Annotated in this window: 18 protein-coding genes; 10 read left to right on the forward strand and 8 right to left on the reverse strand. The window is 64.1% G+C overall.

Annotated features, from left to right (window positions below; translation table 11 throughout):
• Nucleotides 1-4 precede the first annotated feature (4 nt).
• From G394_RS0102925 to G394_RS0102965, 9 genes are all read left to right on the forward strand, one after another.
• Nucleotides 5-1,246 carry an EAL and HDOD domain-containing protein gene (locus G394_RS0102925; RefSeq protein WP_028576375.1) on the forward strand — a complete coding sequence of 414 codons (1,242 nt, stop codon included), beginning with the start codon at nt 5-7 and terminating at the stop codon, nt 1,244-1,246.
• Between the two features lie 53 nt (nt 1,247-1,299).
• Nucleotides 1,300-2,544: an EAL and HDOD domain-containing protein gene (locus G394_RS0102930; RefSeq protein WP_028576376.1), complete on the forward strand. Its 1,245-nt coding sequence runs from the start codon at nt 1,300-1,302 to the stop codon at nt 2,542-2,544.
• A 57-nt stretch (nt 2,545-2,601) separates the two neighbouring features.
• Complete coding sequence (locus G394_RS0102935) at nt 2,602-3,384, forward strand: prepilin peptidase (RefSeq protein ID WP_043774549.1); 783 nt, start codon at nt 2,602-2,604, stop codon at nt 3,382-3,384.
• A 317-nt stretch (nt 3,385-3,701) separates the two neighbouring features.
• Nucleotides 3,702-5,636, forward strand: coding sequence for an NADH-quinone oxidoreductase subunit 5 family protein (locus G394_RS0102940; RefSeq protein WP_028576378.1), 1,935 nt, complete (start codon nt 3,702-3,704; stop codon nt 5,634-5,636).
• Nucleotides 5,637-6,497 carry a respiratory chain complex I subunit 1 family protein gene (locus G394_RS0102945; RefSeq protein ID WP_028576379.1) on the forward strand — a complete coding sequence of 287 codons (861 nt, stop codon included), beginning with the start codon at nt 5,637-5,639 and terminating at the stop codon, nt 6,495-6,497. It abuts the gene before it with no gap.
• A 19-nt stretch (nt 6,498-6,516) separates the two neighbouring features.
• Complete coding sequence (locus G394_RS17720; RefSeq protein ID WP_084435253.1) at nt 6,517-7,041, forward strand: NADH-quinone oxidoreductase subunit B family protein; 525 nt, start codon at nt 6,517-6,519, stop codon at nt 7,039-7,041.
• Nucleotides 7,042-7,044: 3 nt separating this feature from the next.
• Nucleotides 7,045-7,428 carry an NADH-quinone oxidoreductase subunit C gene (locus tag G394_RS0102955; RefSeq protein ID WP_043774551.1) on the forward strand — a complete coding sequence of 128 codons (384 nt, stop codon included), beginning with the start codon at nt 7,045-7,047 and terminating at the stop codon, nt 7,426-7,428.
• Between the two features lies 1 nt (nt 7,429).
• Nucleotides 7,430-8,503, forward strand: coding sequence for a hydrogenase large subunit (locus G394_RS0102960; RefSeq protein ID WP_028576381.1), 1,074 nt, complete (start codon nt 7,430-7,432; stop codon nt 8,501-8,503).
• Nucleotides 8,504-8,512: 9 nt separating this feature from the next.
• Nucleotides 8,513-8,878: a 4Fe-4S binding protein gene (locus G394_RS0102965; protein ID WP_028576382.1), complete on the forward strand. Its 366-nt coding sequence runs from the start codon at nt 8,513-8,515 to the stop codon at nt 8,876-8,878.
• A gap of 56 nt (nt 8,879-8,934) precedes the next feature.
• On the opposite strand, the gene G394_RS0102970 is transcribed toward G394_RS0102965, so the two are convergent.
• Nucleotides 8,935-9,750 (reverse strand): hypothetical protein, encoded by an 816-nt coding sequence (locus G394_RS0102970; protein WP_028576383.1) that lies wholly within the window; start codon nt 9,748-9,750, stop codon nt 8,935-8,937.
• 4 nt (nt 9,751-9,754) lie between these two features.
• Nucleotides 9,755-10,213, reverse strand: coding sequence for a chemotaxis protein CheX (locus tag G394_RS0102975; protein ID WP_028576384.1), 459 nt, complete (start codon nt 10,211-10,213; stop codon nt 9,755-9,757).
• A gap of 180 nt (nt 10,214-10,393) precedes the next feature.
• Here G394_RS0102975 and G394_RS17725 point away from each other — a divergent pair, with 180 nt between their 5' ends.
• A complete protein-coding gene (locus G394_RS17725) occupies nt 10,394-10,735 on the forward strand; it encodes an Hpt domain-containing protein (RefSeq protein WP_169725519.1) in 342 nt (113 codons plus the stop codon).
• On the opposite strand, the gene G394_RS0102985 is transcribed toward G394_RS17725, so the two are convergent.
• The 6 genes from G394_RS0102985 to G394_RS17730 all read right to left on the reverse strand — a co-directional run bounded on the left by G394_RS0102985 (nt 10,732) and on the right by G394_RS17730 (nt 16,034).
• The gene (locus tag G394_RS0102985) at nt 10,732-11,460 is read right to left on the reverse strand and encodes an energy-coupling factor ABC transporter ATP-binding protein (RefSeq protein WP_028576385.1); all 729 of its coding nucleotides are present in this window, start codon (nt 11,458-11,460) and stop codon (nt 10,732-10,734) included. The two genes, G394_RS17725 and G394_RS0102985, sit on opposite strands and share 4 nt — an antisense overlap.
• Entirely contained in the window at nt 11,453-12,220 is a 768-nt protein-coding gene (cbiQ, locus tag G394_RS0102990) for a cobalt ECF transporter T component CbiQ (RefSeq protein WP_028576386.1), read from the reverse strand. Before cbiQ ends, G394_RS0102985 begins: the two co-directional genes overlap by 8 nt.
• Nucleotides 12,213-12,824 (reverse strand): hypothetical protein, encoded by a 612-nt coding sequence (locus G394_RS0102995; RefSeq protein ID WP_028576387.1) that lies wholly within the window; start codon nt 12,822-12,824, stop codon nt 12,213-12,215. Before G394_RS0102995 ends, cbiQ begins: the two co-directional genes overlap by 8 nt.
• Before the next feature lie 21 nt (nt 12,825-12,845).
• Nucleotides 12,846-13,445, reverse strand: coding sequence for a cobalt transporter CbiM (gene cbiM / locus G394_RS0103000; protein WP_028576388.1), 600 nt, complete (start codon nt 13,443-13,445; stop codon nt 12,846-12,848).
• Between the two features lie 105 nt (nt 13,446-13,550).
• Nucleotides 13,551-14,321: a DUF4198 domain-containing protein gene (locus tag G394_RS0103005; protein ID WP_028576389.1), complete on the reverse strand. Its 771-nt coding sequence runs from the start codon at nt 14,319-14,321 to the stop codon at nt 13,551-13,553.
• Nucleotides 14,322-14,567: 246 nt separating this feature from the next.
• Nucleotides 14,568-16,034 carry a DEAD/DEAH box helicase gene (locus G394_RS17730; protein ID WP_051306905.1) on the reverse strand — a complete coding sequence of 489 codons (1,467 nt, stop codon included), beginning with the start codon at nt 16,032-16,034 and terminating at the stop codon, nt 14,568-14,570.
• Between the last annotated feature and the right edge of the window lie 75 nt (nt 16,035-16,109).

Here is a 16,109-nt window from a genome sequence, read left to right on the forward strand (position 1 = left end):
GGACATGACTGAACCCGAAAAGCTCTACGACCGGATCTTCGTCGCCCGCCAGCCTATTTTCGGCGTCGATATGAAGGTCTGGGGCTACGAGCTCCTCTTCCGGCACGGCGACACGCAGGCGGCCGCCATCACCGACGGCGACCAGGCCACGACCCAGGTCATCGCCGACGGGTTCACCCTGGCCTCGCGCGGCATGCGCAAGGGGACCAAAGCTCTGGTCAATTTCCCGCGCAACGTGCTTGTGGGCGCGGCGGCCTTCGTGCTCCCCCCCGAGCGTTGCGTGGTGGAGATCCTGGAGACGGTGGAGCCCGAGGCCGAAGTCATGGAGGCCTGCCGGGAGCTCAAGAAGCGCGGCTACACCCTGGCCCTGGACGACTTCGTCGGGCAGCCCGGGTTTGAGCCCCTGTGCGAGGTCGCGGACATCATCAAGGTCGACATCCTGCACAAGAAGCCGGCCGAGGTCATGGACATCGTCAAGGGCCTGCGCCCCTACAAGGCGAGGCTTCTGGCCGAGAAGGTCGAGAACCTCGACATGTTCACGGTCTGCAAGCGCCTCGGGTTCGCCTATTTCCAGGGGTATTTCTTCAGCAAGCCCGAGGTCATCCCGGGCCGCAAGCTCTCCTCAAGCCAGACCACGAAGATCAAGCTCCTCAAGGAGCTGAACCAGTCCGACACGGAGCACGACAGGCTGGTGGAGATCATCCAGACGGACCTTTCCATTTCCTACCGTCTCCTGCAGTACATCAACTCGGCCCGCTTCGGCCTGCGGGGCAAGATCGAGTCCATTCAGCGGGCCGTGAACATGCTCGGCCGGCAGAACCTGCGCCAGTGGTTGCAGGTCATCGTCCTGTCCGACATGAACAGTACGGACAAGGCCCAGGAACTGGTGCGCATCTCCGTGCGGCGAGGCCGCTTCCTGCAGCTTCTGGCGGCCGACCGGCCAACCCCCTTCGGCTCCGACAGCATGTTCCTGCTGGGTTTTTTCTCCGTCCTGGACGCCATCCTCGACCAGTACATGGACCAGCTGCTGGAGGAAGTTTCCCTCGATGCCGACATCAAGGCCGCCCTGACCGACCCGAAGAACCCGGCCGCGGTCTGGCTCGGACTCCTCGACGAACTCGATCGTGGCAACTGGGGACGGCTCGAAGCCAGGGCTGCGTCCATGGACATGCCCATGGACCTGGTGGACCGGGCGTCCATCGACGCGGCGGCCTGGACCGACGAGGTCATGGGCGGGGCGTTTTAAGGGCGCGGCTTGAAAATCATCCCGGGCAACTGTAAGGACGACTCTGGAACCCCATGATGGAAGAACAGTACCCGGAACAACTCTACGACAAGATCTGTGTCGCCAGGCACCCCATTTTCACCGCGGATATGCAGGTGTGGGGGTACGAGCTGCTTTTCCGCCATGAAGAGGACATCCAGTCGGCCGTCTTCACGGACGGCGACCAGGCCACAAGCCAAATTATCGCCGACGGCTTCAGCCTGGCCGCGCCAGGGCTGCGTCAGGGATCCAAGGCGCTCATCAATTTTCCGCGCAACGTCCTTGTCGGCGCAGCGCCCTACGTGCTGCCCCCCGAACGCTGCGTGGTGGAGATCCTGGAGTCGGTCCGGCCCGAGCCCGAGGTCATCCAGGCCTGCCACGAGCTGAAGAAGCGGGGCTACGTCCTGGCCCTGGACGACTACGAGGGCGCCCCGGGCCTGGAACCCCTGTGCGAGCTGGTGGACATCATCAAGGTCGACATCCTGCACAAGGCCCCGAAAGAGGTCCGGTCCATCGTCGAAGGGGTTTCGGGATACAAGGCGGCCCTTCTGGCCGAAAAGGTCGAGACCCACGACATCTTCAAGGTCTGCAAGAATCTCGGCTTCACCTATTTCCAGGGCTTCTTCTTCAACCGCCCCGAGATCATCCCCGGCCGCAAGCTCTCGGCCAGCCAAGTCACGAAGCTCAAGCTCCTGAAGGAACTGGGCGCCCTGGACACGAACCCCGACCGCCTGGTGCAGATCATCCAGACGGACCTGTCCATCTCCTACCGCCTGCTCAAATACATCAATTCGGCCTTCTTCGGCCTGCAGGTCGAGGTTACGTCCATCCCACGCGCCGTGGCCATGCTGGGCTGCCAGAACATGCGCCAGTGGCTGCAGGTGGTCATCCTCTCGGACATGAACACCACGGACAAGGCCCAGGAACTGGTCCGCATTTCCGTGCAGCGGGCCCGCTTCCTGCAGTTGCTGGCCATGCGCCACCCCAGTCCCTTCGATCAGGACAGCATGTTCCTGATGGGCTTTTTCTCGCTGCTGGACGCCATCCTGGACCAATCCATGTCGACGGTGTTGGAGGAGATCCCGTTGGACCCCGCCCTGAAGAAGGCGCTGGTAGACCCGACCAGCCCCGACTCGGCCTGGATCGGGCTTCTTGACGAAATCGACAGGTGCAACTGGGCCAGACTGAACGGCAAGGCTGCGCAGATGGGGCTGTCCATGGCGCTCATCAGCAGGCTGTCCGCCGAGGCCTCGGCCTGGGCCAACGAGGTGCTGACCTGAAACGCAGCACCCGCAACCCGGCACGTCCCGGCCACGTGCCGTCCCACCGGAAGCCCCATGCCTGAAATGCAGCTCCCGCCAGTTCTCTTCCACGCCGCGGCCCTTATCCTGGGTCTGTGCCTGGGCAGCTTCTACAACGTCTGCGTCCACCGCTACCTCACGGGGCAGTCCGTGGTCAGCCCCGGCTCCCACTGTCCTGCCTGCGGGCACGTCCTGTCCTGGTGGGAGAACATCCCGGTCCTGTCCTACGTGCTGCTCGGCGCCAGATGCAGGTCCTGCCGGGGGCGCATCCACTGGCGTTATCCGGCCGTCGAACTCCTGTCCGGGCTGCTCTCCCTGCTTTTCGCCCTGAAATTCGGCCCCACCCTGCAGTGGGCCGTGTACATGGTCTTTCTCGGCATCTTCCTGGTGGCCAGCTTCATCGACCTCGACTCCTTCATCCTGCCGGACATCCTGACCTGGCCAGCCGCCGCATTGGCCCTGACCACCCCGCTTTACCTGCCCGCTGAATGGCTGGACACGGCGCTGGGGAGTCTGTGCGGAGCGGGCGTCTTTCTCCTGCTGCAGCAGGCCTACCTGCGCCTGCGAGGTCTCGACGCCCTGGGCACCGGGGACATCAAGCTGATGCTCAGCCTCGGGGCCCTGACCGGCCTGTCCCGCCTCCCCCTCATGATCCTGCTCGCCGCGGTCTCGGCCCTGCTCGTGGCCGTGGTCTACATGCGCCGCCCCGACGCCCAGGGCATGCGCACGGCTGTGCCGTTCGGCCCCTTCCTCTGCCTCGGCGCCGTGCTGACGCTGCTCTGGGGCGACGCACTTCTGAACTGGATTCTGTACCTGTAGCGACTGCAACAGCGGCTTGATGCGCCGCTCGCGGCCCCGGCGCATCCGCGAGCGGGTTGATCAATCAATGTATTGTTTGGCTGAACAATTTATATGCGTACGAGTAAAAGATTGCTCGGTTGATCAAATAAGCGCTTTTATATTGACCTATTGCCCCTCTTTTGGATAGCCAAGCGTTTTGCAAAAATCCCGAGGATTTTTGTTCACATTCTCCTTGTCCCTGCTCCTTTCGTGGGAAGTCGTCAGTCGGTCCTGCCGGCTGAACTTATACTGGCGTCTATGGTGACTGGACAAAATTGCAAGGAGGTTTTTTGCCTATGCTAGCCCCGCAACTGATAGGGATTAGCATCGCCCTGCCGTTCATCGCGGCAGTGTTGTGTCTGATCAATGTCAAACCCCTGAGGTCCGCGCTGGTTATTGGAACCGGCGTGGTCGTCTCCGTCGCATCGCTCGCGCTGGTGCAGTCGGGGGCGATTTCCTTCACGCCCGAGAGTTTTCTCGGGATCAACCCCGACAGCCTGATCGCGGTGCTCGACTTCGCGCTCCTGTTCGTCATCCTGGGAATCGCCTACCGGATGAAGAACAAGCTCATCGCCGTCCTGACCCTGCTGCAGATCGTGCCCCTGGCCTTTCTCGAACTGTTCATGCACCCCGGCGAGAACATGGGTCCCGCACTCTACGTGGATCAGTTCTCCATGATCATGTGCATGGTCATCTCCATCGTCGGGTCGCTCATCTGCGTGTACGGCCTGGCCTACATGAAGGAGCACGAGCACCATCTGAAGCTGGCTACGTCCAGGCAGGGGCGTTTCTTCTTCTTCATGGTTCTATTCCTGGGCGCCATGAACGGCCTGGTTTTCTCCAACAACCTGCTGTGGCTGTACTTTTTCTGGGAAGTGACGACGTTCTGCTCGTTCATGCTCATCAAGCATGACGACACCGAGATCGCGGTCAAGAACGCCACCCGCGCCCTGTGGATGAACATGCTGGGCGGCGTGGCCTTTGTCCTGGCCCTCGTCATCTTCCGTTCCCAGGGCCTGCCCCTGTCCCTGCAGGAGATCATCACCGCCGAATCCGCCTCCAAGCTGATCCTGCTGCCCGTGGGCCTCTTGTGCTTCGCTGGCTTCACCAAGGCCGCCCAGCTCCCCTTCCAGAGCTGGCTGTGCGGCGCCATGGTCGCCCCGACGCCCATCTCCGCGCTGCTGCACTCGAGCACCATGGTCAAGGCGGGCGTGTACCTGGTCATCCGTCTGGCCCCGGCCTTCGCCGGCACGGTCTTCAGCAAATACGTGGCCCTGTTCGGCGCCGTGACGTTCCTGGGAGCCGCGGTCCTGGCCCTGTCCCAGAGCAACGGCAAGAAGATCCTGGCCTATTCGACCATCAGCAACCTCGGCATGATCGTGGCCTGCGCAGGCATCAACACCCCGGCGGCCATGTCGGCCGCGGTGCTCCTGATCGTCTTCCACGCCATCTCCAAGGCCCTCATGTTCCTGTGCGTCGGCACCATCGAGCAGCACATCGGCAGCCGCGACATCGAGGACATGCGCGGGCTGATCAGTGTCATGCCCCGTACGACCATGGTCGCCGTGATCGGCATCGTGACCATGTTCCTGCCGCCCTTCGGCGCCCTGCTGTCCAAGTGGATGGCCGTCGAGGCTTCGGCCCATCTGCCGCTGGTCGTGCTCATGCTGGCCGTCGGCTCGGCCCTGACCATGGTCTTCTGGGGCCGCTGGCTCGGGCTGCTCATGACCTCGGTGGTGCCGGACAAGGCTCCGCAGGCCGAGTCCCAGCCCTGCCTGATCCGTCTGCCGCTCCTGGCCCTGGCCGTGGCGGCCGTGCTGATCAGCTTCGTGGCCCCGGGCCTCTACACCTCCATGGTGCTGCCGGTCCTGGAGCGCTTCTACGACACCGACCTCTACATCTCGGCCCGTGGCGTCATCTCCAACAACATCGGCATGTTCGCCCTGTACCCGGTGTTCGTGGTCATGACCCTGGGCGTCATCTACGCGGTGCGCGCCTCGTCCTCCAAGCGGCTCATCAAGCGCGGCTCCTATGTCACCCCGTACGTCTGCGGCCTGCAGGACCCCGGCGACGCGCGCAAGCTCGGCTTCAAGGGACCCTTGGGCGTCTGGGCCGACTTCAAGACCTCGAACTGGTACATGGAAAACCTCATTGGCGAATCCCGGATCACCGGGTGGATCAACCTGGTCGCCATCGGCATTCTGATCATCTTGCTGGCGGGGGTGTTCTAAATGGACTTCAAGACTATTAGCTTCGTCATCCTGGCAATTATTCTGGCACCTCTCGCCGGCGGCCTGCTGGCCGGCATCGACCGCCGCCTCACCGCCTGGTTCCAGGGCCGCTTCGGGCCGCCGATCCTGCAGCCCTTCTACGACGTCATCAAGCTGCTGGGCAAAGAGCCCCAGGTCGTCAACTACTGGCAGATCTTCTGCGTGCACATGTACCTGGTCGCCTCGATCCTGTGCGTGGCCCTCTTCGCCATGCAGGCCGACCTGCTCATGATCTTCTTCGTCATGACCATCGGCGCGGTATTCATGGTCGTTGGCGCTCTGGCAGTTCCGTCGCCCTACTCCCAGCTCGGCGCCCAGCGCGAGCTGATCCAGATGCTGACCTACGAGCCGCTTCTGATCATCGTCTTCGTCGGCATCTACTTCGTCACCGGCAGCTTCAAGATCGACGCCATCCTGGACTACGAGCGCCCGATCTTCCTCATGCTCCCGCTCTTGTACCTCGTGCTGACCTTCGCGCTGACCATCAAGCTGCGCAAGTCGCCCTTCGACATCTCGGCCAGCCACCATGCCCACCAGGAACTAGTGCGCGGCGTGCTGACCGAATACTCCGGGCCCTATCTGGCCATTCTGGAAATCGCCCATTGGTACGACATCGTGCTCATCCTGGCCATCTGCAGCCTGTTTTGGAGCACGAGCTGGATCGGCCTGGTGATCCTGCTGGCCGTGACCTACATGGCCGAGATCATCATCGACAACGTGACGCCCAGAATGACGTGGAAATGGATGCTGACCTACGTGTGGGCAGTGGGCATCAGCCTGTCCTTCTTCAACATGGCGCTTCTGTACGCCAAGTCCTTCTAAGTACCAACGGAGTTCAGATATGGGCTTTTTTCAAGATCTGCTGCACACATCCCGGGTGAAGTCTCCGTGGCTCATCCATTTCGACTGCGGGAGCTGCAACGGGTGCGACATCGAGGTGCTGGCCTGCCTCACCCCGGTGTACGACGTCGAGCGCTTCGGCATCCTGAACATCGGCAACCCCAAGCACGCCGACATCCTTGTCGTCTCCGGCACGGTCAACCCCCGAAACGCCAAGGCTCTGAAGAACATCTACGACCAGATGCCCGACCCCAAGGCCGTCATCGCCATCGGCGCGTGCGGCACCTCGGGCGGCGTGTTCCGTGAGGCCTACAACGTCCTGGGCGGCATAGACAAGGTCATCCCGGTGGATGTCTACGTCCCCGGCTGTCCCTCCAAGCCCGAGGCCATCATCGACGGCGTGGTCCTGGCCCTGGAGAAGCTCAAGAAGCGCCGGCCCGAAAAGGACACGGAGCCGCTGGTGGCCGACCTCAAGAAGGCCAGGGAGTTTTACGAAAATCGCGAAGACCGTCAGGTCACGAGGTAAGATATGGCATTTGAAACCACAAATCTGGAGAAGAGCCAGCTCGCATCCGAAGTCCAGTCCCTCAAGAACAAGGGGTACCGCTTCGTGACCATGAGCTGCGTTGATCTGGGCGACAGCTTCGACCTGCTGTACCACTTCGACCTGGACCTGAAGCTGACGCACCTGCGCCTGAACGTGGCCAAGGCGGACAGGGTGGTGCCGAGCATTTCCGGCATCTATTTCGCCGCCCTGATCATCGAGAACGAGACCCAGGACCACTTCGGCATCACGTTCGAAGGCATTGCCCTGGATTTCGGCGGGCATTTCTATCTGGAGGAGGAAGTGAAGAAGTTCCCCTTCTGCAAGTTCACGGTCAACAAGGCCGAATCAGCCGGGGAGGGAGCATAGCATGGCGACCATCGTACCTTTCGGCCCCCAGCACCCGGTTCTGCCCGAACCGCTGCACCTCAAGCTCGTCCTCGAGGACGAGATCGTCAAGGAAGCCCTGCCGACCCTGGGCTACGTTCATCGAGGCCTGGAGACTCTGGCCTCCATCCGCGACATGGACCAGATGGTCCAGATCGTCGAGCGCGTGTGCGGCATCTGCAGCTGCATTCACGCCCACACCTACTGCATGTGCATTGAAGGCCTGATGGGCATCGAGGTCCCGCAGCGCGCGGACTTCCTGCGCGTCATCTGGTCCGAGCTGCACCGCATGCACTCGCACCTGCTGTGGTTGGGCCTGCTGGCCGACGCCTTCGGCATGGAGAGCATGTTCATGCACGCCTGGCGCATCCGCGAACGCGTCATGGACGTCATGGAGGCCACGGCCGGCAACCGCGTCATCATCTCCGTCAACAAGATCGGCGGCGTGCGCCGCGACATGAGCCCCGAGCAGCTGCGCTGGGTCGTGCAGGTCGTGGACGAGCTGGAGCAGGAACTGGACAAGATCAAGGCCGTCCTGACCAACGACTACACCGTCAAGAAGCGCACCGTGGGCGTCGGCGTGCTGACCTACCAGCAGGCCTACGAACTGGGCGCGGCCGGCCCGCAGCTGCGCGGTTCCGGCGTGGCCCAGGACATGCGCATGCTGGGCTACGGCGCCTACAAGTACGTCGACTTCGCGCCGGTGGTGGAGAAGGACGGCGACAGCTGGGCCCGGACCATGGTCCGCTTCCGCGAGCTGTACCAGTCCATCGACATCGTGCGCCAGCTCATCGCCAAGATCCCGGACGGCGAAATCGCCGCCAAGGTCAAGGGCAAGCCCACGGGCGAGATCGTCTGCCGTTCCGAGCAGCCCCGCGGCGAGCTGATGTATTACGTCAGGGCGACCGGGGACAAGTATCTGGACCGCGTCCGCATCCGCACCCCCACATTCGCCAACGTGCCGCCGCTCTTGGCGATGCTCCCCGGCTGCGAAATGGCCGACGTGCCGATTATCGCTCTGTCCATCGATCCCTGCATCAGCTGTACGGAACGTTAAGGAGGCCCCATGTTCGATATGACAGCGACCGTGCTCAGGAACTTCCTGAGCAAGACACATACGCGGCTCTACCCGTTCCAGGTCCGGGAGACCTTCGAGAACGTGCGCGGCAACCTCGACATCAGGATCGAGGAATGCATCATGTGCGGCATGTGCCAGAAGAAGTGCCCCTCGCAGTGCATCACCGTGAACAAGGACGCCAAGACCTGGGAGGTCGACCCGTATTCCTGCGTGTACTGCGGCATCTGCGTGGACCACTGTCCCACCAGCTGCCTGTTCATGCACAAGGATTACCGCAAGCCGGCCAAGGTCAAGGAAAACAACCAGCAGGTCCAGCTGAAAGGGCCCGAAAAGAAAAAGAAAGCCCAGGAGTGATCCCGGGCGTTTCAATCGACGATGCAAGGCCGCTCCCGCGAGGGGGCGGCCTTTTTTCACGGCAGGTAGGCCTTGGCGATGAGGTAGAGGTCGGCGAAGGGTACGCCGGACTTGATGGCCGACATCATGTGCATGGACAGGTCCATCTTCAGTTCCGTGGCCTCCAGGATCTCCTTCTTGACCAGATTCAGGCGGAACTTGACGAAGTCGTAGTCGAACCCGTCGCGGATGAGGGCCAGCCCGTCCTTGAAGTACTGGGAGGAAATGAACTCCTGGTAGTCCAGCAGGGATTCCACCCCGCTGCGCCTGGCCAGCATGCAGTAGAAGATGAGGTTGATGATCAGGGCTTCGATCTTGAGCTTGTGGTCGATGTTCAGGAACTTGGCCTTGTTGAGCTCGGAGTTGTCCAGGTTCTTGAGCATGACCTGGGCCACGTCGAAGACCTGCTTCTCGAAGATCGGCGCGATGTGGAACTTGGACAGGAAGCGGATCATGACCTTCTGCGGGTTCTCCTTGGACACGATGCCCAGAAGCCCGATGGCCATGAGGACGTACTTGCGGTGCAGTTCGGCCAGGATGTTCCGCTTGCGCACCTGCGCCAGATCTTCGCAGCGGGAGGCGGGGAAGGACGAGGCGGCCAGCTCCAGCAGGAAGCGCACGTGGGGCTCGCGTGTGTGGCGGGCCTCCTCAAGCAGGAAGCCGTCGTCCTTTTTCCTGGAATCGAGGGTTTTTTTTACGGAGAGCCAGAAGGCGGCCACGCCTTCGACGGGCATCTCCATGAGGTCGAACTCCTTGGGCGCCTCGATGGCGCGGGCGCTGGCCCCGAGGAGGAGCTGCGAAACCTGGTCGTTGATGTTCCCCGCGCCGCTCATGGGGCTAGTCGAAGCAGAATTCGAGGGTGAAGGTCCCGGCTTCGCAGGAGAAGGGGATGGCGATGGCCAGGGCCGAGGTCATGTGGGCGATGGTGTGGTTGTCGCCCATGATGACGGACGGCGTGGAGCCCTGGAGCTTCAGGCCCATGTCGACCAGGCCGACGCGGGCCTGGCCGGAGATCATGTTGGTGATCTCGCCCACGGCGTCCTGCACGTCCTGCAGGATGTCCTCGATGGCGTCGCCGAGCATCTGCTTGACGATGTGCACGGCGGTCTTGCGGTCGAAGGAAATGGAAAAGGTGCCGTGCTTGTCGCCGGTGATGCCGATCACGGCCGACACGTCGCCGCGGGCCATCTTGTCCTTCTTGATGTAGGGCGTCCCGGCGACGACGTCGAGGGCGGCCATGGCGGCGAGCACGTCCTTGGTGGCTTTGATGAAGGGCTTGGCCAATGCTGGGTCCATTTGGGTCTCCTTGGGGCGCGTGAACTGAGAAGACTTCACACCGTGAAATCTCATAAGGACAATTCGTGTCCGTGGTCAACTCCCGGCGCAGGCGCGGCGCGGATGCGCCGGGAGTTGACCGAAACGGCCCGGGGGCGCAATGATCCTTGGGGTCTGCATATCACCGAAAAGGAGTTCGACGTGGACAAAAGTCTGGAGCGGAGGGTGCTTGAGCACCTGTGCCGGGTCTATGGCTTCGGCCTGGACGAAGTGCGGGAATTGTACGCCATCGGGCGCGACACGGTCGGAGAGACGTTGCGTCGCCTCGATGAGGCTCTGGCCCGCGACGGCTGGTCTGAGATGGCCGACGCGGCCCACATGCTGAAGGGGACCCTGTTCAACATGGGCTTGCAGGAACTGGGCGACGCGGCCCGGAACCTGGAGCTGGCCGCCAAGGAGGGGCGCCTCGACGAGGCCCGGGGGCTCCATGCCGAACTGGGCCATTGGCTGCAGGAATTCCGCGCTCCTGCCGCAGACGTCTAGTCGTGGTGATGGTGCGGCTCGTTTCCCAGGGGATGGGCGTGCACGTGGCGGTGCGGCAGGTGGGGGATGTCGGTCAGCAGGCTGCCGTCCTTGATGGTCATGAACCGTGTCGTGGTCTGCGCCAGGAAGTCCCAGTCGTGGGAGATGATGATGCGCGCCGTGGGCAGGGCGCCCAGGATTTCGATGATGCGCTCCCGGGTCTGCGGGTCCAGGCCGTTGGTCGGCTCGTCCAGGAGCAGGACGCTCGGCCGCATGGACAGGACCGTGGCCAGGGAGACGAGCTTCTTCTCGCCGCCCGAAAGACGGTGGGTCAGACGGCTTCCGAAGCCCGCAAGGCCCAGTTCCCGCAGGGTATCCTCCGCTCGATCCCTCGCCTCGTCGGCCGACAGCCCGAGGTTCAGGGGGCCGAAGGCCACGTCGTCGAGGACCGTGGGGTTGAAGAGCTGGTCCTCGGCGTTCTGCATGACCAGGCCCACTTCGCGGCGCAGGGCGCGGAACTGCCTTTCGCCGCTCACGGGGACGCCGTGGAAGAGCACCCTCCCCGTCGAAGGCGCCGCGAGGCCCATGATGATATGGAAAAGGGTCGTTTTGCCGCTGCCGTTGGATCCGTAGAGGCCGATCTTGCGGCCGGGTTCGAAGGCGAAGTTCACGTCGCGCAGGACCTCGCGCCCCGAAGGGTAGGCGAAGGACACGTTTTCCAGGGCGAAAAGGGACGGTTCAGACACCAAGGGCCTCCGGGTACAGGTCCATCACGGTGAGCGCGGCCGTGGCCGCCAGCCAGAACAGGGCGAAGAGTGCGTCGCGGGTCCTGGCCCGGAAGCGTACCACGGATGCGAAGCGTCCGGAGAACCCGCGCAGGACCATGGCCTGGTAGACGCGACCTGAACGGTCGAAGCTGCCGACCAGGACCATGGCCAGCAGATGGGCGATGGTCCGGTAGCTGTGCATGCCGGTCCGGGGTGCGAAGCCGCGCAGCCTGGCCGCCGTGATCAGCCGCCGCCATTCGTCGGCGATGACGTGCAGGTAGCGATAGGTGAAGAGGAAGAGAAAGACCAGCTTGGGCGGCACGCCCAGACGGTCCATGGCGTGTCCCATGGTCGGGGCGTTCATGGTCGCGGCTAGGGCCAGGAAGGCCAGCAGGATGGCGTTGGACTTGAGGGTCACGAGCCAGGCCAGGGCCACGCCCTCGCGGCTGAAGGAGAGGGGCCCCACGGTCAGCAGTTCCTGACCGGGCATGGTTGCGGGCACCGTGGCCCACAGAAAGAGGATGAAGGCGTTGACCACGGCCAGGCGCCTGACCAGCAGGAGCGCCGGCGGCCGGCTCAGGGCGAGGACCGTCGCGGCCAGGAGCAGGGCGGCGCCTGCGGCGGCCGGCGCTTTCAGGAGCGCCACGCAGACGGAAAAAAAGGTTGCCGCGGCCAGGCGCACCCTGGGGTCGAGCCCGTGCACGGGGGAGTCGCCGCAGGCGAAAGGCTCGTCAAACACGGGACCGGCCCTTGAAATATGCGGCCAGGCCGACGATTCCGAAGATCCAGCCGATGCCGCCGATGATTTCCCGCATGCCCGGGCCCTCCTCCGTCCGTTCCAGCACGGCGCGCCTGATGGGCGCGAGCTTGGCGTCAAGGGCCGCGTTCACGATTTCCTCCACGTCGCCGCGCGACAGCGCCCCGGGCCCTTCGGCGTTGTCGGGCGCGGTCCGCTCCGGGGCGACGGTCGGCTGCGCCGCACCCGCCCCTTCGGCTGATTCCGAACCTGAGGGCATGAACTCCGCGGCGTCCACAACCCACTCGTTCTGATGGCCTTCCCCGGCCCGCAGCACGATGCGCAGTCCGGAAGCCGTCCGTTTGGCCGCTTCGGGCACCGGAAAGCGGAAGTGGCCGTCTTCGTCCGTTTCCCCGGTCAGCAGGGTTTCTCCGCTCTGCAGGCTCAGCACCTCGATGGCCCCGCGGTTGACCCGCTTGGACTTGCTGTAGCTGCACTCGACCACCACGTCTCCACCCTCGACATAGGCGAAAACATTGACCCTGTGGGCCAGGGCCGCGGTATGGGTCAACAGGGCGAGGACAAGGGGCAGCAGAATGCGGCGCATGGGGCTTCTCCTCAATGCGGTTCAGGTGAGGTTCAGAAGTTCCGGCCGCACTCGGGCCAGAAAGGACACGGCCAGCGCGGTGACGATCCCTTCCGCGATCATGACCGGAATGTGGGCAACGAAGAGGATGCGCGCGGCCTGCAGAAAGCCTTCGCTGGTGAAGGACAGGGACAGGGCGGTCAGCAACCCGGCCCCGGCCACGGACAGGGCTCCGCAGCAGAACGCGCCCGCGGTGCGCAGCCGGGCGTTTCGCGTCAGCAGGGGCCGCAGCAGGTAAAAGCACAGCACGGCCGGGAAGGCCATGTTGAAGGTGTTGACCCCCAGAACCGTGAAACCGCCGTATTGGAAAAGTACGGACTGCAGGACCAGGGCCACGAGGATGGCCGGGAAGGCTGCCCAGCCCAGGATCGCGCCCAGGAGGCCGTTCAGGATGAGGTGGGCGCTGGCCGGGCCGATGGGCACATGGATGAGGGAGCCGACGAAAAAGGCCGCGGACAGGATGGCCACGGTCATGAGCCGGTCGTAGTCGAGGTGGCGCAGGCCCACGGCCGTTCCTGCGGCGGCCAGGGCCGCGCCGGCGCCCAGGATGGCGGGGGAGAGGACTCCTTCGGAAATGTGCACGATCGGCTCCCGCAGTCTCCGGCCCGTTACGGCCGTGTGTCGGACCCGCCGGGAGGGTTGCCGGCGGGTCGGGGTGAACGCATCTGTCGAGGCAGTCGTGTAGCCCTACTTGCGCATGGGTTCAAGAAATTCCGTCCACAGCACGGCTCCGAGTTCCACGTCCTTGGGCGAGCCGTCGTGGTCCATCTTCGCGTCAGCCGTGTTCAGGGCGGCGAAGCCCCACCAGCCGGCAAAGGGCACGCCGTAGGTGAACACGCCGCCCTCGTCGGCCTTGACGACCTGGGTGATCATGTAATCGTTGGGGGCTTCACGCTTGCCGTCCCGGTTGTAGAACTCCACTTCGACCATGGCTCCGGGCACGGGCTTGCCGTCGAGGAGCACCTGTCCCTGGAAGACGTTGCCCACGTAATTGCCGAAGGGGCGGGTCAGGGGCACGATCTCGGTCTTGAGGCCCAGGGGGCGGTCCCAGCCCTCCTCTTCGCCGAAAGCCGGCACGACGGTCTTGGTGATGTGGACGATGAAGCAGTCCTCAGCCGGCTCCCAGTAGGGCTTGGGCTCCATGACGAACTGGTACACGCCGGGCTTCGTGACGGCGTAGCCGGCGCTCCAGGCCTCGTTGCCCATGACCTTTGCAGGTTTCAGGGCAGGCAGCAGGTCCGCGGATTCCCCGTCGGCGAAGACCTTAAAGGATGCGGGGGAGGCCAGCGGCATGCCGACCATTTCCATGGGGTGGGAAAAGGACAGGGTCAGGGTCAGGGCCGCGTCCTTCTTGTCCGCGACGCTGCCCGCGGAGGGAATGAGCATGCCGAAATGCGCCAGGGCCGAGTTGGCGGCGCAGAAGACCAGGGTGAAACAGAGCAGAAAGATTCTCATCATCGCGGCGCACCTCCTGTCCCGGGTACGTGCGTGGAATACGGTTCGCCCCGGAAATCACGTTGGAAGAGTATTGAATTCAAGAAAGAGCCGAAAGGATAACACCGAAAATCAAATCATAACACTGGCGGATGAACTACTGCCGAAACAAGATTGTTGTCAATCATGATTTTGAGGGGTTGCGTTACAAAGAGGCGTGAACGCAGGCCGTCTGGATGTGGCGGTTCATCCGGGCGACCTGCGGACGTTTCATGCGGGTTTCTTGGATTTGGGACGCCGTGCGGGAGGGCTGCCCGCGGGCCTTCCTGCCTGCGCGGGCTTGCGGCTGGACGGGGAGCCGGGTCTGTCGGCGTCGGGCCGTCTTGCGGTCGGTTTGGCATGGCCGCCGGATTTTTGGTTCGGGTTTTGCTGCTGCTTGTCGGCAGATTCTCCGTGCCTGGCTTCCGGGCGACGCGGCCCTTTCCCGGATTTTGGGGCTGATGGCTCGGATTTCCGGATTGTCTGGGCCTTGCCTGGCGTGCGCGGTGAACCGGGGGCCGCCGGTCCGCGTTTGCGCGGCGCAGGGGCCAGGGGCTGCGCACCGGACGCGTCGGACGGCGCCAAGGCGCCGCGCACCATGCGTACGGGCTCCATGGCGATGTCGAGTTCCTCGGCATAGCGTCTGGCCAGGCGGGTTTCGGGCTCGGTCAGCAAGGTCAGGACGAGCCCGGCGGCCCCGGCGCGGCCGGTTCGTCCGGCGCGGTGCAGGTAGTCCCGGCTCTGGCTCGGGGCGTCGAGGTTGACCACCAGCTCCACGTCCGCAATGTCCAGGCCGCGGGCCGCGATGTCCGAGGCGATGAGCACCCGGGCCTTGCCCCTGCGGAAGCTGTCCAGGGCGGCCTGGCGCTCGAACTTGTCCCTGGCCCCGTGCAGGTCGGCCACGGCCAGCTGGTGATAGTCGAGGCGCTCGGAGATGCGTTCGGCGCTGGCCCCGCGGTGCACGAAGACGAGGGCGCGGCTGGGTTCGAGGCCGCGCAGGGCCTTGCGCAGCCACTCGATCTTGTCCCGCTCCTCGCACACGAGGTAGCAGTGGCGGATGGTGGGGCTGATGCTTGCCTGCACGCGCACGAACTTGAGGTCCGGGGCCAGGCCCTTGGCGATGCGGGTCGTGGCCGGGCCTTCGGTGGCCGAGACGAAGACGAAGCGCGTCTGCGGCCCCAGTTCGCCGGTGATGCGCCGCACATGTTCGAGCCCTTCCTCGATGAGCAGGCGGTCCGCTTCGTCGAGCACCAGCCAGGCCGTGTCGCGCAGCTTCAGCTTGCCCAGGTCCAGGAGGTGGGTGATGCGTCCGGCCGAACCGACGACGATGTGCGGCTTTTTCTTCAGCCCCTCGATCTGCCGGCTGGCGGCCGCGCCGCCGATGAGGGACTGGACTCTGACCCCGAGGCCGGCCTCCGCCGACAGCTCCTTGGCCACGCGGTTGATCTGCATGGCCAGCTCGTGGGTCGGGGCCAGGATCACGGCCTGCACGTGCGGGCTTTGCGGGTCGATGCCCGCCAGGATGGGCAGGAGATAGGCCAGGGTCTTGCCCGACCCGGTTCGGGAGACGAGCATGGCCGATTCGCGGGCGGCCAGGACGGGCAGGGCGGCCTCCTGCACTGGCAGGGCTTCGCGCAGCCCGCGTGCGGCCAGGGCTTGAACAAGCGGGATGGGTAATCCGAGTGATTCGAATGACATAGATTTCCTTTGGGTCCGGCTTACTGCCGGAGGATGAAGGCGGCGGGTTCGTTTCCCGCGCCCGGCGAGGAGAGA

It is taken from the genome of Desulfomicrobium escambiense DSM 10707, assembly GCF_000428825.1.
In the GTDB taxonomy this organism is placed as follows: Bacteria; Desulfobacterota; Desulfovibrionia; order Desulfovibrionales; family Desulfomicrobiaceae; genus Desulfomicrobium; species Desulfomicrobium escambiense.